Here is a 21,518-nt window from a genome sequence, read left to right as displayed (position 1 = left end):
AAGTATGGGTACAGTAAAAAAAGTATTATTCTGGACACTTGTTGCTTTTGCATTAATCCAGTTTATTCCCATTGATAGAGTAAATAAACCTGTAAATTCAGCAGCTAACTTCGTTGATACAAAAAAGGCACCGGAAAAAATCAGGAGCCTGATAAAAGGAGCCTGTTACGACTGCCACTCCAATGAAACAGTATATCCCAAATATGCTTATGTTGCCCCTGTTTCATGGTCTGTAAAAAGCCACATTAATGAAGGGAGAGAACATCTCAATTTTTCTGTTTGGGGCACTTATAATAAGGAACTGAAAGAAAGTATGCTCAGCAAATCTATCCAGACGATCCAAAGCAAAGCGATGCCAATGGCGGGGTACATCGTCTATCACAAGGAAGCTAATCTTACAGATGCTGAAAGAACATTGCTGGTTCAGTATTTTGAAGACATGCTGAAATCAAAATCTTACTGAAATCAAATAAAAATAACTCCCACACATTGTCATCTGCGGGAGTCAGTTTCTTTTATAATAACTTACCGGTTATTCTTCAGGTATTCCTTAAAAAATCTCTGCTGAGACTCAAAAGCAATCTCTTCAAGATCCAGAGCATTCAGAGGAATCCAGATCGCCTCCGATATCTCGGAAAGTTCAAGATTGACCTCAAACTTTTCCTGAACACGATACTCATAAAAAAGATCGATCGTATGGTAATCAATTTCTTTATACTGATAGATATTGGGAAGACTGGTAAGATACTTTAGGTTTGAAATATCTACATCAAGCTGAAGCTCTTCAAAAAGCTCTCTTTTGCATGTTTCCTCTGCGCTTTCCTTTGGATCTACGAAACCTCCGGCCAGATCGAGTTTTCCCTTTTTAGGGTCCCTGTTTCTTCTGGTAAGGTAGATTTCATCACCACATCGGATAACAACAGCTACCGCGCCGGCAACATTATTGTAGAGGGTAAAACCGCATTCGGGACAGCTCCATTTCTTTTCACCGTCCCAATGCAGGGTTTCTTTGCCACAGCTTGGGCAGTATTTCAATAATTTCATCTGTTAACAATATTTTTTCAAAAGTCAGATGAACTTCGTTTTATTGAGCAATATTAATATTCCTCGGGTGATAAGTTAAAATCACGTCACGAAGCTCTTCCGTTTTCAGATGAGTGTAGATCTCCGTAGTAGTAATACTGGAATGTCCCAGCATTTCCTGGATATAACGAAGGTCTGCCCCATTCTGTAAAAGGTGCGTTGCAAAAGAATGTCTGAAAGTGTGTGGAGATATTTTTTTGCTTACTCCAGCTTTATCTGTAAGTTCTTTAATGATCAGAAATACGATCACTCTGGACATAGATGTTCCACGGCTGTTAAGAAACAGCGTATCCTCATATTTTTTATTGATCTTGCTTTTCGAACGTACTTCTTTAATGTAAGTTTCCAAAAGCTCAGCAGTATAATCGGCCAAAGGAACGAAACGTGTTTTGTTGCCCTTTCCGTTTACTTTAATGTACTGTTCTTTGAAATTGATGTTCGAAATTTTAAGGTCAATAAGTTCCGAGACACGTAATCCGCATCCGTAAAGAACTTCAATGATACAATGGTTTCTCTTTCCGAGGTCAGAATTCGACTCAATGGCTGCAATGATTCTATTGATATCAGGCAGGCTTAAGGTGTCAGGAAGATACAATCCCAGTTTTGGACCTTCAAGCAGTGACGCAGGATTGTCTTCTCTGAACTCATCCTCAAGCAGAAACTTGAAGAAAGCTTTTATAGAAGAAATCCATCTTGCCTGTGATCTTTCGCTGAACTTCTGTTTGGAAAGATTGAAGATATATTCCTGTAAGTTTTCGTAACCGATAGAGTCTGGACCGACGTTTTCCAGATCCACTTCGGCATAATCTTTTAATTTTTTGATGTCTCGAATATAGGCATCGAGAGTGTTTTCTGAAAAATTTCTTTCGAAGCGAAGAAAGATTTCAAAATCTTTGATTTTTTCATCCCAGGTCATTTGTGCTTATTTTTTTAGTTCACAGTCCGATATTTGTTCTATTTCAATGTTATGGTTTCTCAAGAACGCTATCCCGTCGTCGTCTGAATACTCATTAATATACACAAGTCTTGTAATTCCAGCCTGCAGAATCAGTTTACTGCATTCTTTGCATGGCGACAGCGTTAAATATAACGTTGCCCCTTTTGCAGACTGTGTGGAAGCGGCCAGCTTTAATATAGCATTGGCTTCCGCATGAAGTACATACCAGTGTGTTTTCCCCTCTCCATCTTCACAGCAGTTTTCAAATCCCGAAGGAGTTCCGTTGTAACCGTCTGAAATAATCATCCTATCTTTTACGATAAGAGCTCCTACCTGTTTTCTCTTACAGTAGGATAGTTTTGCCCACTCTTGGGCCATTTTTAGATAAGCTTTATCAAACTTATTCATACCGCAGCATTAGTTTTTTTCGAAATAATTTGGATTAAAAATCTTAGAAGTTAGGCTTTCTTTTCTCTAAAAAAGCGGTAACCCCTTCTTTCTTGTCGTTCATTTCAAAAAGTTCCCCGAAATATTTAATTTCAGATTCAAAACCTTTATCCGTGTCAGACAAGTTTACGGCTTGGATGGCCTTTGATATAGCCATTGGTGAGTTGCTGGCTATAATACTCGCTAATTCTTTTGTTTTGGTTAATAATTCTTCAATAGGGTATACTTCATTCACCAAACCTATTTCCTTTGCTTTTTGAGCGGGAATCATTTTGGCAGAGAAGATCATTTCGTTGGCGATGCCCTTTCCTACCAGTTTAGGTAGTCTTTGAGTCCCTCCGTACCCGGGAATTAATCCCAGTGTAACTTCCGGAAGCCCCAGTCTTGCATTCTCTGATGCATATCTGATGTGGCACGCCATAGCTAACTCTAAACCTCCTCCCAATGCAAAACCGTTCACGGCTGCAATAACAGGCTTAGATGTATTTTCAATTTTGTTGAACAGGGTATTATGCCCGTTTCTGGCCAGTTCTTCGGCTTTTTCCTGTCCAAAATCACTGAATTCTTTTATATCAGCTCCTGCTACAAATGATTTTTCGCCACTTCCTGTAATAATAATCACCCTACAGGACTCATCAGCGTTAAGTTCATCCATGGCTGAGCTTATCTCTTGAATCGTTTTTGCATTTAAAGCATTTAAGCTTTGTGGTCTGTTTATGGTAACAACAGCTAATTTCCCTTCCTTTTCTAATAATATATTTTCGTAACTCATTTTTCCACTATAAAATATTATTTTTTGCAAATTATGAATTTTTTATAAAAAAAAGGAAAAAATATTAGTTTTTTTTCCTTTTACTTAATGAATCCTTCAAAATCCTATTTCGAGTGATTCATCATATTTGCATCAATATTGATATTAAGCTGAGATGCCACTTTCATGCCAAGTTCAATATTAGTCCTGAAAAAGTGACATAATTGGCGGTTAATAATCTCGTCTTTTTTCGGTCCGGAAATTCCTCTCATACTTCCTACGATGTTGCTGATTAAGTGTTCTCTATCCTCAGCCGTCATAGATTTTGTATACAATAATCCGGGCTGGGTATAATGATCATCGTCATTTTCATTCCTGTTATAGTTGGCAACATGGGCACTGTCCAGCTCATATTCATAATTCTTATAAGCGGAATCCGGCTTAATGTCGTCAAAGCTGTTTGGGAAATAATTCGGTTTGTCCTGATACTGGCTGGAATCTGCCATAAAACCGTCTCTCTGGTAGTTGTTGACGGCAAAAGGGCATCGGTTCACTTCCAGTTGGTGAGCATTTACTCCAACCCTGTATCTGTGGGCATCCGGATAAGAAAATAGTCTTCCCTGCAGCATTTTGTCCGGAGAAAAACTGATTCCGTTAATAAGACTGCTCGGTGAAAATGCTGACTGTTCTACATGAGCAAAATAGTTGACCGGAACTTCGTTCAGTTCCATTTCACCTACTTCGATCATCGGAAAATCATCGTGAAACCATACTTTGGTTACATCAAAAGGATTCCATCTGAAATCTTTTGCCTGCTCTTCCGTCATCACCTGGATATACATGGTCCACTTCGGAAAATCTCCGTTTTCAATGGCATTGCAAAGATCTTCCTGTGCGAAATCAGGATTTTCTCCGGCCATCTTTACCGCTTCAGCATCCGTGAAGTTTTTGATTCCCTGCTTTGTTATAAAATGGAATTTTACCCATACTCTTTCATTCTGAGCGTTGATCATCGAAAAAGTATGTGATCCGAATCCGTGCATATGTCTGTAGCCATACGGCGTTCCTCTGTCTGACATTAAAATAAGAACCTGGTGAAGCGATTCCGGATTATGGCTCCAGAAATCCCACATCATCGTGGCACTTTTTAAATTGGTTTTCGGAACTCTTTTCTGAGTGTGGATAAAGTCCGGGAATTTTTTAGCATCCTTAATAAAGAATACCGGTGTATTATTTCCTACCAGATCCCAGTTTCCGTCTTCCGTATAAAATTTTAAAGCAAAACCTCTCGGATCTCTTGCCGTATCTGCACTTCCTTTTTCTCCACCTACGGTAGAAAACCGGGCAAACATTCTGCAGGAGTTTCCGATTTTTGAAAATAATTTGGCTTTTGTATACTGGCTGATGTCATGCGTTACGGTAAATGTTCCGTAGGCTCCACTTCCTTTAGCATGCACAATTCTCTCCGGGATTCTTTCCCTTACAAAGTGCGCAAGGTTTTCCTGAAGAATGAAATCCTGCAGCAGCACAGGCCCTCGGGGACCTACGGTCTGTGAGTCCTGATGTTCAAAATAAGGTGCGCCGTTGCTTAGCGTTAATTTTTTAGAATCCATATAGTTATGATTTGTATGGTTGATTTCCCTTGTAAACTGTCTTATGCAGACGTATTAAATATCAAATTTACTTGAATTTTTGATTACAAATAGCAAAAACATTTTATCTTTGTAATAGATAATATTAATCAGATGAACATTCAGCAACTGGAGTATCTTATCGCTGTTGATAAGTACAAACATTTTGGTAAAGCAGCTCAGGCATGCTTTATTACACAGCCTACATTAAGTGCGATGATACAAAAATTTGAGGATGAACTGGATGTGAAGGTGTTCGACAGAACAACACACCCGATCCGTACTACAGATGTTGGGCTTCAAATCATTGATCAGGCAAAGGTAATTATAGAATCTGTCAATGAGCTGAAAAATAAAGCGAATCTTTTGAATAATATTTTGGGAGGGACGATCAATTTAGGAATCATTCCTACCGTTTCTTCTTTCATTCTGCCGACGGAAATCTTCAAATTTTTGGAGGATAACCCGAAAATCCAGATGAATGTGAAAGAAATGACAACGGATAATATTGTCAAGGCTTTAAAAGCAGGTGAGCTGGATGCCGGAATTATTTCTACCCCTTATGATTCTGCCGATGAATTTTATCAGGACTTCCTTTTCAATGAAGAATTGATGATCTACAGCTCCAATACGGAAGCGAATAAAAAGAATTCTTACATCATACCTGAAGAGCTGAATGTTGAAAAAGTCTGGCTTTTAGAGGAAGGAAACTGTCTGAGAAACCAGTTTGAGAATATCTGCCATTTAAAAGAAAATACCTTGAAGCCTAAGAATTTAGATTTCTTAGCGTCTAATATTCAGACTTTGGTTCATATGGTGGATAAAGTAGGAGGCATCAGCATTCTGCCGGAATTAGCATTGAGCCAGCTTTCAGAAGAGCAGAAGGAGAATGTTTTCAGATTTAAAAAGCCTTTTCCTTACAGAGAGATCAGCATTATTTATTATAAGCCGACCTTTAAGCAGAAAATCATTGATGAACTTTCACTCTCTATCAAAAATTCTCTTGAACTTAAACTGAATTATCATATCAACCCGAAGGAATTTGTGAGCATCAAGCCGCAATGAACTAAGAAGGCCGCAAAATGATATAAATCATTAATTTTAAGAAAATTATAATTAATAAGCAAAATCCTTTAGTATTAAAAAAATAGTACTTAAATTTGCGGACGTTTATAAACGAGGAAAAATTTGACCTGATTGCAACCTCTCTAAAAATATGCTAAAACAGTATTCTTTCTAGGCAATTTATTCTTATTTTTCTTCATATATTTTTAATCTAAAAAACAAAGAATAATATGTCTTATCTATTTACATCTGAATCAGTTTCAGAAGGACATCCGGATAAAATTGCCGATCAGATCTCCGATGCATTAATCGATCACTTTTTAGCATATGATAAAAGCTCTAAGGTAGCATGCGAAACCCTTGTAACGACAGGGCAGGTTGTGCTGGCCGGAGAAGTGAAGTCCGATGCATATCTTGATGTTCAAACTATTGCAAGAGATGTTATTAACGGAATTGGATACACTAAAGGGGAATATATGTTCAATGGGGATTCGTGCGGCGTTATTTCTGCAATTCACGAACAGTCTCCGGATATTAACCAGGGAGTTGACAGAGCAGTAAACGACGAATCTTTTGAAGCTAAAGCCAATGCACAGGGTGCTGGTGACCAAGGGATGATGTTCGGTTATGCAACCAACGAAACGGCTAATTATATGCCGCTTGCTCTGGACCTTGCCCACACTATTCTTAAAGAACTTTCTGTATTGAGAAGAGAAGGAAACGAAATCGCTTACCTTCGTCCGGATGCAAAAAGCCAGGTAACTATTGAATATTCTGACGATCACAAGCCGGTAAGAATAGATTCTATCGTAGTTTCTACACAGCATGATGACTTTGGAGCTGAAGAAGAAATGCTGAGCAAGATCCGTGAAGATATCAAAAACATCCTGGTTCCAAGAGTAGTGGCTCAGCAGACTGAAGAGATCAAGGCATTATTCAATGATCAGATCAAATATCACATCAACCCTACAGGGAAGTTTGTAATCGGAGGTCCTCACGGAGATACAGGTCTTACGGGAAGAAAGATTATTGTAGATACTTACGGAGGAAAAGGAGCTCACGGTGGTGGTGCTTTCTCTGGAAAAGACCCGTCAAAAGTAGACAGAAGTGCCGCTTATGCTACAAGACACATTGCTAAAAACTTAGTGGCTGCAGGAGTGGCTGACGAAGTTCTGGTACAGGTTTCTTATGCAATTGGTGTTGCTGAACCTTGTGGTTTATATATCAATACGTATGGAACTGCGAAAGTAGATCTTCATGATGGTGATATTGCTAAGAAAGTGACTTCAATCTTTGATTTGAGACCTTATGCGATTGAGCAGAACTTAAAATTAAGAAATCCTATCTATCAGGAAACGGCTTCTTACGGACATATGGGGAAAGAGCATTATATAGCTGACAAAACATTCAATAAAGGTCAGAAAAATGAAATTACTCTTACAGGTCTTGAGTTCTTTACCTGGGAAAAACTTGACAAAGTAGATGAAATTAAAGCCGCTTTTGGTATTTAATTCTTCTCCAAAAATAATAAAACAGACTGCTTTATCTTTAGGTAAGGCAGTTTTTTTTAATTTTACATCTTAAATAATTAGTGATGATGAATTTTAAATCAGCAGTTACCGTACTTTTTATATTTTGTCTGGGTATAGCTACAAAGGCACAGTATACCATGCATAAAATGGTTACCGTGGGATATACCTACCAGAACCAGAGCTTTGGAGAATTGGGAGGGAAGCTGCTATTTCTGAAGAATGATGATGTGATATACCGACTGGGCGGATCTGCTCTGATGGGTTCTGCGGGTTCTAAATTTGCGATCATGCCGAAACTGCAGGCCGATGTGCTTCTTAATTTTGAGAAAAATGTAGATTTTTATCATTCCTACTATCTGCTGATAGGGGCGGAGGGAACCAATAAATATATTGCACCGAAAATAGGAGTTACTCTTTTTGGGATTTTAGATCTTGCCGGAGGCTATGCTTTTCCGATTGGAGATGCGCGCTTGAACGGAAAAGAGTTGAAAGGTTTAAATGTTAATTTAACATTAAATATTCCTACAGTCTTTATTCATGACATGTTTAATTGATTTTTTTTAAATTTTCTCGTAAAAATTTAATAATAGGTTAACGGTTATTAAAAAATTATTATATTTACACCATATAATAATTGTACTGCCTATTGATTTTACTTTACTCTAAAAAACTGTTTTGTATTTACAGCTAGGGCCAGATAAAATATCTGGAGAATTGCTGGTCTGCAAATTTTTTATTATTGAGAAGAGTTATGAAATCAAAAACGGACAGCCTACTAATTTCCCTTTACCAGAAAGGAGACGAAGAAGCCCTATCAGCCCTTATTCATCGTCATCAGAGAGAACTGTTTACATTCATTTTTTACAAAATTAATGATGAAGACCTGGCCAATGATGTTTTTCAGGATACATTCATGAAAATCATCCTGATGCTGAAAGAAGGACGTTATAACGAAGAAGGCAAATTTATTCTTTGGGCAAAAAGAATTGCACACAACCTTATTATTGATCACTTCAGACTGAAAGCGAAAAACGTTAAAGTTTCAGAAACCACTTTTGAAACAGACGAATATTCTATTTTTGATCTGATCCGGGAGCCTTCGGAAAATATTGAAGATCAGCTTGTAACCCTGCAGATCCAGGAGGATCTTTTGAGGATGCTTCAATTCCTGCCACAGAACCAGCAGGAAGTCATTAAATTAAGATTTTTCGATGGTTTGAGCTTTAAAGAAATTGCAGACCATACCAATATGAGTATCAATACCACATTGGGGAGAGTACGTTATGCACTCATTAACCTGAGAAAAATCATGGACGAAAATAATATTGTATTGACACGTTAGGATAATAATTTCGAAAAATTCACGTTTAAAGGAAAACATACTTTCGCCTATGAAAAAAAATGATTCCTTAAAAGTGAAAACTTTGAAACCTAAGAAACAAACAATTGATTTTTTATTGAGTTACTCAAAAAGTCTTGAACTGGTACAAACCAAAAGCAAGAATTTCCCGATTTCCAAAAATTAAAATGAGTAATTTTGTGCTGTATGAAAATTCAGCACATTTTTTTTGACCTGGACAATACGCTCTGGGATCACCGTAAGAACGCTTACCTTACCATCAAAGATCTTTTTGAAAAACAGGAAATTACCTTACACTATAATATCGAATTTGAGGCATTTCATTCTGCCTACCATGAAATTAATGAGAGCCTCTGGGAAAAAATCAGAGACGGTATCATTGGTAAAGAATACCTGCGAAAGCACCGTTTCTATGATACTTTTAACCGTTTCGGAGTGGATGATGAAGAGCTTTCGCAATATTTTGAAGAACATTTTCTGGATAAGATTCTCAATCATAACGAGCTGGTAGAAGGTGCAGAGTACATTTTGGAGTATCTGAAATCCAAAAACTATACACTGCATGTCATTTCCAACGGCTTCCAGGAAGTGACAGAGCGGAAATGCATCCTTTCAGGAATTGATAAATACTTTAAAACCATTACCAGCGCTGATTCTGTAGGCGTGAGAAAACCCAATCCGAAGATATTTGAATATTCATTGAGCCTTGCAGAAGCCAGTAAAGAAGAGAGTATCCTGATCGGTGACGACTGGATTGCTGATGTTGTAGGGTCCCAAAATTATGGTCTAGACGTCATCTTCTTTGATGTTTATAAAGAAAATAAGCAGGAGGAAGGGCTGAAAGCTATAACCCATCTTTTACAGATCAAGGAATACTTATAAAATACAGTTTTCGGCAGCAGGAAGCCGGATTTTTAAACTACCCAGAAGCAAGTTGCAGAAATTATCCTTGTCAAGATTTCAAATCTTGACAAGGATATGGTAGTGTCCGGAAGTCAGGTTAATTAAGAAAAGTCAAAATGCTTCATATTAATTCCTTGCACTCTTATCTGATCTTAATGGTTAAAATATTTTCCACTATTCATTCTCTACTTTTCATTTTTCCTAATTCTTTCCTAAATTGATTCTGAACTTTGCTTCATAATAAAACAGAAAAAATTTAACATTATGAAAAATTTTAGAAAAATCACCGGAGCATTCGTTTTAATTTTCTTATTGGCAGGAGGGTTTATTTTTGCACAGGATAAGGCAATCAATGCCAATCAATTGCCTAAAACGGCTAAAAACTTCCTTGCATCCCATTTTAAAGGGATCACAGTAGGATCGGCTATTGAAGACCGGGAAATCTATGGTGTTGACGAATACCAGGTTTATCTGACCAACGGGATGAAAGTAGAATTTGACAGCAACGGAAACTGGAAAGAAGTGGACGGGAAACATCAGAAGCTGCCTTATGCATTTATTCCGGCATCGATCAGGAATTATGCTGCTAAAAATTTTCCAAACACCTATATCGTTAAGATAGAAAAAGAAAGATGGTCTTATAAAGCAGAGCTTTCAAATGGGCTGGATCTTGAATTTGACAGAAAAGGAAACTTCAAGAGGATTGATGATTAATTCATTGAAAAATAACTGAGGGAAGAAGGAAGCCTGAGGATGAAAGTTTTTAAGCAACAGTATTAAGTGGAGAATATTCAATTACTATTGTAAAAATGACAGTCAGATGTCTGCCCTTAAAAACAGCTTCGAGCTTCTATCTTCCTTTCTATTTCATATATTTGATAAGCCAATACTGCAGAATGAAGATATTGATCATAGAAGATGAACCGGAACTGAAAGACACTGTACAGACTTTTCTGGAAGCAGAGCATTTTATTGTAGAATTTGCTCTTACGTACAATGCAGGGTTGGAAAAGATCATTTCATATGAGTATGACTGCATTCTTCTGGATATTATGCTGCCGGACGGAAATGGCATTGATCTGCTGAGAGAGATCAGGAAACTGCATAAAAAAGATCCTGTGATCATTCTATCGGCTAAAGATTCTGTTGATGACAAGGTCGCGGGGTTGGAAATAGGTGCCGATGATTATCTGGCCAAGCCTTTTCACCTTGCCGAATTGATGGCAAGAATCCGGTCTGTGATCAGAAGAAAGAATCAGGATGGGGAAAATACAATTGCCTATAAAAATATAAGCATTGATCCGGAAAACAGGACTGTTAAAGTAGGAAATGAAGATCTGGTTCTTAACCGTAAGGAATATGATCTTCTGTATTATTTTGTGATCCATCCGGAAAAAACGCTGCAGAAGACAACTTTGGCTGAAGCCATCTGGGGAGATTATATTGATCAGGCAGACAGTCTGGATTTTATTTACTCTCAAATTAAAAATCTCCGTAAAAAACTGAAAAGTCTCAATGCAGAAGCTGATTTCCAGGCCGTTTACGGAATAGGTTATAAATTCGTCTAAATGAAAGTTTCGTTAAAATACTACACCATCAAATACATGATCGGTATTCTGCTGTTGATCATTGCGATCTGGGCGGCATTATTTTATGCCTATATTCTGGACGAAGTTTATGATAATGTAGATGACGGGCTGAAAGACAGAAAGATACAGATCATTAAAGCGGTGTATCATGAGCCTAAACTGTTGAACAGTAAAGACTTCGGATTCAATGAATTTAAGATCAAGCCGATTTCAGAATCTGAATACAAGGATAAAAACAGGCTCTATAACAAGATGTTTTATATGGAATACGATGATAAGGACCAACCTTACCGTGTGCTTGAGACAGATTTTATAGATCAGTTTGGAAAACGTCAGAGACTTGAGATACGGACCTCTACTGTAGAGCAGGATGAATTGGTATATGACCTGACTACAGCTTTAATTGTGCTGTATATTTTACTTGTGATCAGTATTGTTGCTGTCAACGGTTATATGCTGAATAAGGCCATGCGTCCGTTCTATACCATTTTAGACAGACTGAAAAGATATCAGTTCGGAGCTTCTTCGCCACAGGAAACTCAGAATTATTCTATCAAAGAATTTGAAGAGCTTAATGTGGAAATAGAGGAAATGATTAAACGGAACGAACTTGTTTTCCATCAGCAGAAGCAATTCATTGAAAATGCATCCCATGAACTTCAGACGCCGCTGGCTATTGTGACCAATAAAATTGATCTGGCGATCCAGAATGGCGATCTTGACAGGAAAAACATGAACTTCCTCACTGAAGTAAAGGGTGACCTCAGAAGAATGGCCGGACTGAACAAATCCCTGCTCATGCTTTCGAAAATAGAGAACAGCCAGTTCAGTAGGACATCAAAAGTAAATTTCAATGAAATGATTGCTGAGCTGGTCAAAAGCTATGAGGATTTTATCGAGTTTAAAAAAGTAGAAGTCAGCATTATTGAGAAAGGATTTTTTGGAGGTGATTTTAATCCTGATCTGGCGGATATCCTGCTTTCCAATCTGCTTAAAAATGCAATTAAGTATAGTAATCAGGAGGGAATTGTCAATGTCATTATAGAAGATAACAGACTTATCTTCCAGAATAGCGGAAACGGCACTCCGCTTGATAAAGCCCAGATCTTCAACCGTTTCTACAAGCAGGGTTCAGACCACAGTTCTACCGGTTTGGGGCTGTCTATCATCAGGACTATAACAAAACAATATCCCGGATGGGATATTGTCTATGAGTTTGAAGATGGATTGCATTGCTTTATTCTTTCTAAAAACAATGCTTTAGTATCTAATGCTTAAATTCCTAAGCTTGCTCTTACTTTTCTGATGGTTTCTGTTGCAACCACTCTTGTTTTTGCGGCACCTTCCTGAAGTTTTGCTTCCAGTTCATCCAGGTTGTTCATATAATAAGCGAACATTTCCCTTTCTTTTGCAAAACGGGTTAAGATCAGATTCAGCAGTTCTAATTTAGCATGTCCGTAACCGAAGTTTCCGGCTAAGTACTTAGCTCTTAATTCTTCCGTCTGCTCAGGAGTAGCGATCAGCTCATAAATAGCAAAAACCTTATCTGTTTCAGGATCTTTTGGTTCTTCCAGAGCTTTAGAATCGGTTTCTATGCTCATTACCTGTTTTTTCAGTTCTTTTTCAGGTAAGAAAATATTAATGATATTTCCCATGGATTTAGACATTTTACGGCCATCTGTTCCGGGAACATATTTGGTGTCTTCCTGAAGCTCAGCTTGAGGTAAAACCAAAACTTCACCCATCTGATTGTTGAACCTTGATGCTACATCACGGGCAATCTCAAGATGCTGAAGCTGATCTTTTCCTACGGGAACGATCTCTGCATCATACAGTAAAATATCTGCAGCCATCAGAATAGGATAGGTGAACAGCCCGGCGTTAACATCCTGAAGTCTGTCTGCTTTATCCTTAAATGAATGTGCAAGAGTTAATCTCTGGTAAGGAAAAAAACATGATAAATGCCAAGAAAGTTCGCAGGTTTCAGGGATATCACTCTGCCTGTAAAAATATGTTTTTTCTGTATCCAGCCCACAAGCAAGCCAAGCCGCAGCAATCTCGTAGGTATTCTGTTTTAAAACCTGTGCATCTTTAATCTGGGTAAGAGAATGAAGATTCGCAATGAATAAAAATGATTCATTTCCTTCCTGCTTGGAAAGTTCAATAGCAGGAATAATTGCCCCAAGGAGATTTCCAAGATGGGGGGTGCCGGTGGCTTGAATGCCGGTAAGAATTCTTGACATTTGTTTAAATTATTTATAAAAATTAATGAATTGCAAATTTAATTAATTCTCCCACTGATTGCACGGATTTTCACAGATGATTGTGTTTTATCTTTATTTAAAAATTAATTTAAACGCAAAGATTTATTTTCAAAGCTATTATTTAAGAAAAACAAAGGCAAATAAATTTGCTGCGCTAAGCTTGAAAACAGAGCTCCATCAAATCAACTTGTTGATTCTTCTTTGCTCACTTGAAATTAATTATTATTAGATTTAAACTTTGCGTGAAAAAAATCAGTAAGAGCAAAAATTAAGGAATGATAATCTTTTCTCCTCCGAATTTAGGCTGAACTCCGAAAAGCAGATCCCAGTAAACTTTTGTTTTCGCAAGATATTCTCTCAGATTTGTTTTTAAACCGGCGTATTTATTTACATCATTGGCATTATACCCGAAAGCTTCCATTCCATTCTTTCTTGCCAGAAAAACGGCTCTCTCATTGTGGAATTTCTGCGAAATGATCACCAGTTTATGCTGTCCGAAAATATCTTTGGCCCTGACTACAGAATCCAGGGTTCTGAATCCGGCGTGGTCCATAATGATCCTGTCTTTTGGAATACCATACTGCATTAGACTAAGCTGCATATCTTCCGGTTCATTATAATCTTTGGTGCTGTTGTCTCCGCTTACGATGATGTAGTTTATCTTTCCGCTTTTATACAGATCTATGGCAGCCTGGATTCTGTTGTAGAAATAGGCGTTAGGCATTCCGTTGCTTAGTTTTTTGCCGGTTCCCAAAAGCAAGGCCACTTTGGTTTCAGGAACATCAGAAATCTTGTAAGAAACAAAAGGACTGCTTTCTTTTCTGATACTGTAATTAGCCCACGCTATAAAAATAATTCCTGCTACAAGAAGCAGCAGGAAAATCTTAAAAATATTTTTGATTACTTTTTTCATCCGGAATACTGTTTTTAAAACTCAAGTCCGTTAGGAAAAGCTTTTTTTCTGAATATTAATAGTAAAGCAGCTCCTACTGTAATAGCAGAATCGGCTACATTGAAGATATACTTGAAAAATTCAAGGTGTTTACCGCCAATCAATGGGATGTTATCAGGAACATACCAGTCTACCAAAGGAAAGTGAAGCATATCCACTACGCAGCCTTTCATAAAAGCAGAATAACCCTGTCCGAAAGGAACAAACTTGGAAACTCCTCCATATCCTATCCATCGGTCGATGCTTGGGTCGTAAACTGTTCCGCTGTCGAAGATAAGTCCGTAAAACATTCCGTCAATAATATTTCCGATAGCGCCGGCAAAAATAATAGCCATTGGGATCAGAAGATAGTTGGAGGCTCCCTGTTTCAGCCATTTTTTGAACATATAAACCATTCCTCCAATTAAGAAAAGTCTAAGGATGACCAGGAAATATTTCCCGATAATGCCTCCGAAATGAAGGCCGTAAGCCATTCCCGGGTTTTCTACGAAAGTCAGTTTAAAGCCTGGAAAAACAGTAACACTGTCATCCAGATTGAAATGGGTTTTGATGTAAATTTTTGAAGCTTGATCAATTAACAATACTAAAAATGTTATAGCTAAGATCTTTTTCATTACTGTCCTTTTGGTTTAGAAGGTTTCTCAGAATTTTTCTTGTCGAAAATTTTCTTGGCCACCTTTTCTGTATGGAACGTATTTTTGGTCTGAGCACGCTCATATCGGATGTTCATATCTTTTAAAACACTTTTCAGTGCACTCAGTTCCATAGGATTCTTAGGATGTACTATGATAGATTCCATTTTCTTTTCTTTTTTAAATGTTACATTTTGGACAGCTCATCGAGTCTTTTCCGGTCTTTTGCAGACAGGTCATTAATGCCGTTTTTGCCCATCTTACTCAAAATTCTGTCGATTTCTTTTTCCCTTTCACGTTTATCAGAATTAAACTGATCATCGATGGTGTAGTTCTTCTGCCGGTCAGGAAAGAATCTGTTTCTGATCCATTTCCTGTTGAAAAACAGTAAAACTGCAGCAACAATAATTGCTAAAATTAATACTTCGTTCATGGGTCTACATTAAAAATTAGGTTTATAAAGTATCCGTGAATACGATATAAACCCAATATTATTTACAAAACCTTGACGGTTTATTTCTGCATATTTTTGGCTTCAATGCTCAGCGTAGCATGAGGAACGGCTAAAAGTCTTTCCTTAGGAATCAGCTTTCCTGTCACTCTGCATACACCATAGGTCTTATTTTCGATTCGGATCAAAGCATTCTTAAGATCACGCACGAATTTCTCCTGACGTCCTGCCAATATAGAGTTCTGCTCCTTGCTCAGTGTTTCTGCTCCTTCTTCAAAAGCTTTGAATGTAGGAGAAGTATCGTCCGTACCATTATTCTGGTCGTTGATGAAACTTTCTCTGATCAGCTGAAGATCTCTTTCTGCTTTTTCTATTTTTTCTCTTATGATAGCCTTAAATTCCTGTAAATCAGCATCGCTGTATCTTACTCTTTCGTCTGACATATTCTTTTCTCTTTTTTAATAAAATTATGAAATGGAATTTGAAATACAATAACTATATGTTAATTTTTTTCGACATTTATCTTAAAATTAACCTCATCTATTTCGATTTCGTTAAAATTTGAAAGTGAAGATACAATTTCTATTTTATTTGACAAGACCTCGGATGAAATATATTCCTCATTTTTCTTAACATCTTCAATGAAAGGAGAGTTTTCTTCAATGGAGATTTTAATCCTGTCTGTCAGCTCAAAGTCCTTCTCTTTTCGCAGGTTCTGAATTCTGTTGATGAACTCCCTTGCGATACCCTCAGATTTTAATTCTTCTGTTAACGTCAAATCTAATGCCACAGTTGTTTTCCCGTCGGAAGTTACCGTCCATCCCGGGATATCTTTTGTAGAGATTTCCACATCATCAAGAGTGATCTCATACCCTTGAATGTCTATTTTTCCTTCTTTTTCAAGGCTGGCAATCTGCTCTGTGTTAAGATTGGCTATTGCTCCGCCTACTGTTTTCATATCTTTCCCTAATTTAGGACCTAAAGCTTTGAAATTCGGCTTGATTTGCTTTACAATTAAATGCGATGCTTCTTCCGCATTGATCAGCTGTAATTCTTTAACATTTACTTCCTGTTTGATCAGGTCGGCAACAGCTAAAATCTGCGCTTCCGTTTTTGCATCCAGAACCGGAACCAATACTTTCTGTAATGGCTGGCGAACTTTCACATTCTCTTTCTTTCTCAGGGAGAAAACCATACTCGTGATGTTCTGAGCCAGGTGTGTTTTTTCTACCAGATCCTGATCGATCAGACTTTCGTCAGCTACAGGGAAATCTGTTAAATGTACAGATTCACAGTTTTCTTTTCCGGTTACCTTATTTAAATCCTGATACAGCTGATCCATAAAGAACGGAGCAATAGGTGCGGATAATTTCGCCACTGTTTCAAGACATGTATATAAAGTCTGGTAAGCCGATATTTTATCATCAGAATAATCTCCTTTCCAGAAACGTCTTCTGCACAGTCTTACGTACCAGTTGCTCAGGTTATCATTCACAAATGTGCTGATGGCTCTGGCTACTCTTGTCGGTTCGTAATCTTCGTAGAATGCTTTTACTTCTTTAATTAAAAGATTAAGCTCAGAAAGGATCCAGCGGTCTATTTCCGGACGGTTTTCCACTTCTTTCTCCGTATAATTGAAGCCATCCACATTCGCATACAATGCAAAGAATGAATAGGTATTGTAAAGTGTTCCGAAGAACTTTCTTCTCACTTCGTCAATTCCTTCGATGTCAAACTTCAGGTTTTCCCAAGGATTTGCATTCGAGATCATATACCATCTCGTAGCATCCGGACCGTATACAGAAAGTGTTTCGAACGGATCTACAGCATTTCCTAGACGTTTTGACATTTTTTGTCCGTTTTTATCCAGAACAAGCCCGTTACTCATTACATTTTTATAAGCAACAGAATCAAAAACAGCAGTACCGATGGCATGAAGCGTATAGAACCAGCCTCTTGTCTGGTCAACACCTTCTGCGATAAAATCAGCAGGGAATGCTTTATTGTTATCGATCATCTCTTTGTTCTCAAACGGATAATGCAGCTGTGCATAAGGCATAGATCCTGAATCGAACCAAACGTCGATAAGATCACTTTCGCGGTTCATTGCTTTTCCGGAATCTGAAACAAGAACTACTTTGTCCACCACATTTTTGTGAAGATCAACCAATTCATAGTTCTGCTCAGACATATTTCCGATCACAAAACCTTTGAATGGATTCTCTTTCATGAATCCTGCCTCAACAGACTTCTCTATTTCATTATATAATTCTTCTACAGATCCCATGATCTTTTCTTCTTTAAGATCTTCAGTTCTCCAGATCGGCAATGGGATACCCCAATATCTTGAACGGGATAAATTCCAGTCGTTCACATTTTCAAGCCAGTTCGCAAAACGTCCTTCTCCGGTAGCTTTCGGCTTCCAGTTGATTTCCTTGTTTAAATTAACCAGTCTGTCTTTTACAGCGGTCATTTTCACAAACCATGAATCAAGCGGATAATACAACACCGGCTTATCAGTTCTCCAGCAGTGTGGATAACTGTGGACGTATTTCTCTACTTTAAAGGCTTTGTTTTCAGTCTTCAGAACAATAGCCAGCTCTACATCCCATGATTTTTCAGGGGCAGTTCCGTCATCGTAATATTCGTTCTTGATATATTTTCCTGAAAATACTTCAGGTACATTTTCACCTTTGATAAATCTACCCTGAAGGTCAACTAATGGAACCAGATTGTCATTTCCGTCTTTTACCAACATGGGAGGAATGCCTGCCTCCTTGGCTACTCTGGCATCATCTGCACCAAATGTAGGCGCAATATGAACGATACCTGTACCGTCCTCAGTGGTTACAAAATCTCCGATGATCACTCTGAAAGCTTTTTCAGGTGATTCATCCGGTGTAAACCATGGGATCAGCTGCTCATATTGAGTTCCGGCCAATTTTTCTCCGGTGAATTCTTTAACTACTTGGAAAGGAATCACTTTGCTTTCTGCAGTATACCCGGCAAAATCTTCATCTGTACCTTCTGCATATTTCTTACCGAATACTTTAGGTAAAAGAACTCTTGATAAAACAATCGTTATCGGCTCAAATGTATATTGGTTGAATGTTTTAACCAAAACATATTCAATATCTCTTCCTACCGCAAGCGCGGTATTGGACGGTAAGGTCCATGGAGTAGTCGTCCATGCTAATACATGTACGTCTCCATTCACATCATTGAACAGTTCAGAAGTTTCTTTCTTCGCTTTAAACTGAGCCACAACCGTTGTGTCCGAAACATCACGGTACGTTCCCGGCTGATTCAGCTCATGGGAAGAAAGTCCTGTTCCTGCTTTCGGAGAGTAAGGCTGGATTGTGTAGCCTTTGTACAATAATTCTTTATCATACAACTGCTTCAGCAACCACCAAACCGTCTCCATATATTTTGATTTATATGTGATATACGGATCCTCAAGGTCTACCCAGTATCCTATTTTTTCCGTAAGGCTGTTCCATACGTCTGTATATCGCATTACCGCTTCACGGCAGGCTTTGTTGTAATCTTCAATAGAGATTTTTTTGCCAATATCCTCTTTCGTGATTCCTAATTCTTTTTCTACGCCCAGTTCCACAGGAAGTCCGTGTGTATCCCAGCCCGCTTTACGGAAAACCTGTTTCCCGTTCTGAGTCTGGAAACGACAGAAAATATCCTTTAATGCTCTGGCCATAACGTGGTGAATTCCGGGCATACCGTTTGCTGAAGGCGGACCTTCATAAAAAACAAACTCGGCATTACCCTCGCGAATCTCAACACTTTTACTGAACGTTTTATTCTGTTTCCAAAATTCCGCTACATTCTCGGCTACGTCAATAAGGTTGAGGTTTTTGTATTCTTTAAATTGGCTCATTGTAAATATCTCAATATCGTTGATTAATTAAGTCTGCAAATTTAGTGATTTTTGTCGGTTTATAAGATATGTTTTATTTAGCTTATATCTATTAAAAACTTCAATTTCAGAAATATAAATGCAGGAGGTGGTAAAATGTGAATGGTGAATGATGAATAGGTTAATTTTCCCTGTGTTTTTTATAAATATTTTACAGCTGTTTTTATCAATAGGAGCGGGCTAAAGCCCGCTTAAAAATGTAAACCCACATATTGGCTTTAGCCAAAAATTACTAAAAATATTACCACCATTATTATTTAAAATTTCGTAATTTTAAATAAACCTCAAACCAAATGCTGTATGAAAAACTTATGTAAAATTCTATTCGTCATCTGTTTCATCAACATAATAACAATAGGTGCTCAGACTAATTATCCACAAAATTATTTTAGAAATCCTTTAAACATCCCCATGCAGCTGGCTGCCAACTTTGGAGTGGTCCGGGCCAATCATTTTCATATGGGTTTGGATTTACGCACCAATAGCCAGGAAAACCTGTCAGTTGTCGCCGCAGCAGATGGTTACGTGAGCAGGATAAAAGTGGAGCGGTACGGTTTTGGAAATGCTGTTTATATTACCCACCCGAATGGTTATACCACAGTATATGCCCATTTAAATAAATACTTTGCCCAGCTGGACGAATATGTAAAAGAAAGACAGTATAAAGATGAAAAATGGGAACAGGATATCACGTTCTCTCCCGGACAGTTTCCTGTAACAAAAGGGCAGCTCATTGCTTTGAGTGGAAATACAGGAGGTTCAGCCGGACCACATTTACATTTTGAAATCAGAGATACAAAAACAGAAGAATGTATCAACCCTTTGCTTTTCGGCTTTAAGATTCCGGATGGTATTTCACCTGTTATTAGCGGATTTTATTGGTATGACAGGCGGTTCAGTACTTATGAGCCCGGTGCGAACGGAATTGCTGTGAAAAAAAATGGAGGTAATTACACAACCGATATCATTCAGGTCAGTTCACCGGAAATAAGCTTTGCTATTAAAGCGGTGGACAAAGCCAATCAGGGGTTTAATCTTGGAATTTATCATGCAGAACTACGGATGGATGATCAGATAATCTACAGCTTTTCCATTGATCAAGTAAGCTATGATGATACAAGATATATCAATGGCTGTATTGATTATACCAAATTTGTAAAAGATAAAATGAGCATTCAGCATTTATCTGAATTGCGGGGAATGAAACTGAAAAATTATAATTCATCCGGTAAAACAGGAATTATTCACCTTAAGGATGACAGTGTTCACAATATTGAAATTGTTTTAAAAGACGTCACCGGAAATACAAGTAAGCTGATCACAAAAGTTCGTTATACTGGAAATTCGCAACAGGTGATCCCTTCGGATAAATTGGTGAAGCCGGATGAAGCAAAAACAGTAAGCACGGAAAATGCCGACATCAGTCTCAGCAAAAATGCAGTTTATGATGCTGTGAATTTTAATATGTATGAAAAACCAGGTGCCAATGCCGATGCTGTTTCCAACTCGGTTATTCTGCATACTCCATACATTCCGGTTCATGACGATTATACGTTGAAAATAAAGCCCAACAGAAAATTAACGAATGAAGAAAAAGAAAAAGCAGTTGTTCTGTTCGATTATGGAAATGATACGAAAGTTGTTAAAGGAAAGTGGGGCGGTGACAGATTAGAAGCCAGTTTTAATAGACTGGGCACGGCAATACTCTTGTTAGATCAGAGTTTACCGTCTGTTTCTCCAGGCTGGAAGGTCGGAGAACTTATAAAAAGCAGTACTCTGCGATTGAGTGGAAGAACTAAAATTGGTGACATCATATCGTTCCGTGCAGAACTGGACGGGAAATGGCTCCGTTTTGCCCGGGTAAAAGATGACTTTGTTTATATTTTTGATGAAAAATGTCCTAAAGGCTCAGGTTCACATACTTTAAAAGTAACTACAACCAATACGGCGGGAAATACCAATACACAGACTTTTACCTTTCAAAGGTAAA

The 21,518-nt window shown here is 37.9% G+C and carries 22 protein-coding genes; 10 read left to right on the top strand and 12 right to left on the bottom strand.

The annotated features are described in order from the left end of the window. The first annotated feature begins 4 nt into the window (after positions 1–4). Positions 5–463, top strand: coding sequence for a heme-binding domain-containing protein (locus J4Q03_RS09660; RefSeq protein ID WP_426047983.1), 459 nt, complete (start codon positions 5–7; stop codon positions 461–463). 62 nt (positions 464–525) lie between these two features. On the opposite strand, the gene J4Q03_RS09655 is transcribed toward J4Q03_RS09660, so the two are convergent. The 5 genes from J4Q03_RS09655 to J4Q03_RS09635 form a co-directional block, all read right to left on the bottom strand. Beyond that, positions 526–1,044 carry an NUDIX hydrolase gene (locus J4Q03_RS09655; RefSeq protein WP_426047982.1) on the bottom strand — a complete coding sequence of 173 codons (519 nt, stop codon included), beginning with the start codon at positions 1,042–1,044 and terminating at the stop codon, positions 526–528. A 40-nt stretch (positions 1,045–1,084) separates the two neighbouring features. Further along, positions 1,085–1,999 carry a site-specific tyrosine recombinase XerD gene (gene xerD / locus J4Q03_RS09650; protein WP_426047981.1) on the bottom strand — a complete coding sequence of 305 codons (915 nt, stop codon included), beginning with the start codon at positions 1,997–1,999 and terminating at the stop codon, positions 1,085–1,087. Positions 2,000–2,005: 6 nt separating this feature from the next. Then, positions 2,006–2,428, bottom strand: a complete 423-nt coding sequence (locus tag J4Q03_RS09645; protein ID WP_111958590.1) for a deoxycytidylate deaminase — start codon at positions 2,426–2,428, stop codon at positions 2,006–2,008. 43 nt (positions 2,429–2,471) lie between these two features. Further along, positions 2,472–3,239 (bottom strand): enoyl-CoA hydratase/isomerase family protein, encoded by a 768-nt coding sequence (locus J4Q03_RS09640; RefSeq protein WP_426047980.1) that lies wholly within the window; start codon positions 3,237–3,239, stop codon positions 2,472–2,474. Positions 3,240–3,343: 104 nt separating this feature from the next. After that, the gene (locus tag J4Q03_RS09635) at positions 3,344–4,831 is read right to left on the bottom strand and encodes a catalase (protein WP_426047979.1); all 1,488 of its coding nucleotides are present in this window, start codon (positions 4,829–4,831) and stop codon (positions 3,344–3,346) included. A 132-nt stretch (positions 4,832–4,963) separates the two neighbouring features. Here J4Q03_RS09635 and J4Q03_RS09630 point away from each other — a divergent pair, with 132 nt between their 5' ends. The 8 genes from J4Q03_RS09630 to J4Q03_RS09595 all read left to right on the top strand — a co-directional run bounded on the left by J4Q03_RS09630 (position 4,964) and on the right by J4Q03_RS09595 (position 12,576). Then, the gene (locus tag J4Q03_RS09630) at positions 4,964–5,914 is read left to right on the top strand and encodes a LysR substrate-binding domain-containing protein (protein WP_426047978.1); all 951 of its coding nucleotides are present in this window, start codon (positions 4,964–4,966) and stop codon (positions 5,912–5,914) included. Positions 5,915–6,144: 230 nt separating this feature from the next. Beyond that, positions 6,145–7,425: a methionine adenosyltransferase gene (metK, locus tag J4Q03_RS09625; RefSeq protein WP_426047977.1), complete on the top strand. Its 1,281-nt coding sequence runs from the start codon at positions 6,145–6,147 to the stop codon at positions 7,423–7,425. Positions 7,426–7,508: 83 nt separating this feature from the next. Further along, positions 7,509–8,000 (top strand): hypothetical protein, encoded by a 492-nt coding sequence (locus tag J4Q03_RS09620; protein ID WP_426047976.1) that lies wholly within the window; start codon positions 7,509–7,511, stop codon positions 7,998–8,000. Between the two features lie 197 nt (positions 8,001–8,197). Beyond that, positions 8,198–8,788 (top strand): RNA polymerase sigma factor, encoded by a 591-nt coding sequence (locus tag J4Q03_RS09615; protein ID WP_034726967.1) that lies wholly within the window; start codon positions 8,198–8,200, stop codon positions 8,786–8,788. A gap of 204 nt (positions 8,789–8,992) precedes the next feature. Next, on the top strand, positions 8,993–9,688 hold the full coding sequence (locus J4Q03_RS09610) for a YjjG family noncanonical pyrimidine nucleotidase (RefSeq protein ID WP_426047975.1): 696 nt from the start codon (positions 8,993–8,995) through the stop codon (positions 9,686–9,688). Positions 9,689–9,973: 285 nt separating this feature from the next. After that, on the top strand, positions 9,974–10,423 hold the full coding sequence (locus J4Q03_RS09605) for a PepSY-like domain-containing protein (protein WP_426047974.1): 450 nt from the start codon (positions 9,974–9,976) through the stop codon (positions 10,421–10,423). Positions 10,424–10,605: 182 nt separating this feature from the next. Continuing rightward, a complete protein-coding gene (locus tag J4Q03_RS09600; RefSeq protein WP_426047973.1) occupies positions 10,606–11,277 on the top strand; it encodes a response regulator transcription factor in 672 nt (223 codons plus the stop codon). Then, positions 11,278–12,576: a sensor histidine kinase gene (locus J4Q03_RS09595; RefSeq protein WP_426047972.1), complete on the top strand. Its 1,299-nt coding sequence runs from the start codon at positions 11,278–11,280 to the stop codon at positions 12,574–12,576. Here the strand turns inward: J4Q03_RS09595 and trpS are convergent. The 7 genes from trpS to ileS form a co-directional block, all read right to left on the bottom strand. Next, positions 12,573–13,541, bottom strand: coding sequence for a tryptophan--tRNA ligase (gene trpS, locus J4Q03_RS09590; protein WP_426047971.1), 969 nt, complete (start codon positions 13,539–13,541; stop codon positions 12,573–12,575). The two genes, J4Q03_RS09595 and trpS, sit on opposite strands and share 4 nt — an antisense overlap. 289 nt (positions 13,542–13,830) lie before the next feature. Beyond that, positions 13,831–14,475, bottom strand: coding sequence for a SanA/YdcF family protein (locus J4Q03_RS09585; protein WP_426047970.1), 645 nt, complete (start codon positions 14,473–14,475; stop codon positions 13,831–13,833). A 14-nt stretch (positions 14,476–14,489) separates the two neighbouring features. Continuing rightward, complete coding sequence (locus tag J4Q03_RS09580) at positions 14,490–15,128, bottom strand: lipoprotein signal peptidase (protein ID WP_116013115.1); 639 nt, start codon at positions 15,126–15,128, stop codon at positions 14,490–14,492. Continuing rightward, positions 15,128–15,313 carry a DUF2683 family protein gene (locus J4Q03_RS09575; RefSeq protein WP_111958618.1) on the bottom strand — a complete coding sequence of 62 codons (186 nt, stop codon included), beginning with the start codon at positions 15,311–15,313 and terminating at the stop codon, positions 15,128–15,130. Before J4Q03_RS09575 ends, J4Q03_RS09580 begins: the two co-directional genes overlap by 1 nt. 20 nt (positions 15,314–15,333) lie before the next feature. Next, positions 15,334–15,579, bottom strand: a complete 246-nt coding sequence (locus J4Q03_RS09570) for a DUF6576 domain-containing protein (protein WP_426047969.1) — start codon at positions 15,577–15,579, stop codon at positions 15,334–15,336. 80 nt (positions 15,580–15,659) lie between these two features. Next, complete coding sequence (locus J4Q03_RS09565) at positions 15,660–16,040, bottom strand: TraR/DksA family transcriptional regulator (protein WP_048505480.1); 381 nt, start codon at positions 16,038–16,040, stop codon at positions 15,660–15,662. Between the two features lie 59 nt (positions 16,041–16,099). Further along, positions 16,100–19,489 carry an isoleucine--tRNA ligase gene (ileS, locus tag J4Q03_RS09560; RefSeq protein WP_426047968.1) on the bottom strand — a complete coding sequence of 1,130 codons (3,390 nt, stop codon included), beginning with the start codon at positions 19,487–19,489 and terminating at the stop codon, positions 16,100–16,102. A gap of 339 nt (positions 19,490–19,828) precedes the next feature. On the opposite strand from ileS, the gene J4Q03_RS09555 reads away from it, so the two are divergent. Then, positions 19,829–21,517: a M23 family metallopeptidase gene (locus J4Q03_RS09555; RefSeq protein WP_426047967.1), complete on the top strand. Its 1,689-nt coding sequence runs from the start codon at positions 19,829–19,831 to the stop codon at positions 21,515–21,517. The last annotated feature ends 1 nt before the right edge of the window (position 21,518 follow it).

Source organism: Chryseobacterium sp. NFX27 (genome assembly GCF_049887855.1).
GTDB lineage: Bacteria > Bacteroidota > Bacteroidia > Flavobacteriales > Weeksellaceae > Chryseobacterium.
Note: the sequence above shows the minus strand (reverse complement) of the source record. Positions and strands in the feature narration are given on the sequence as shown.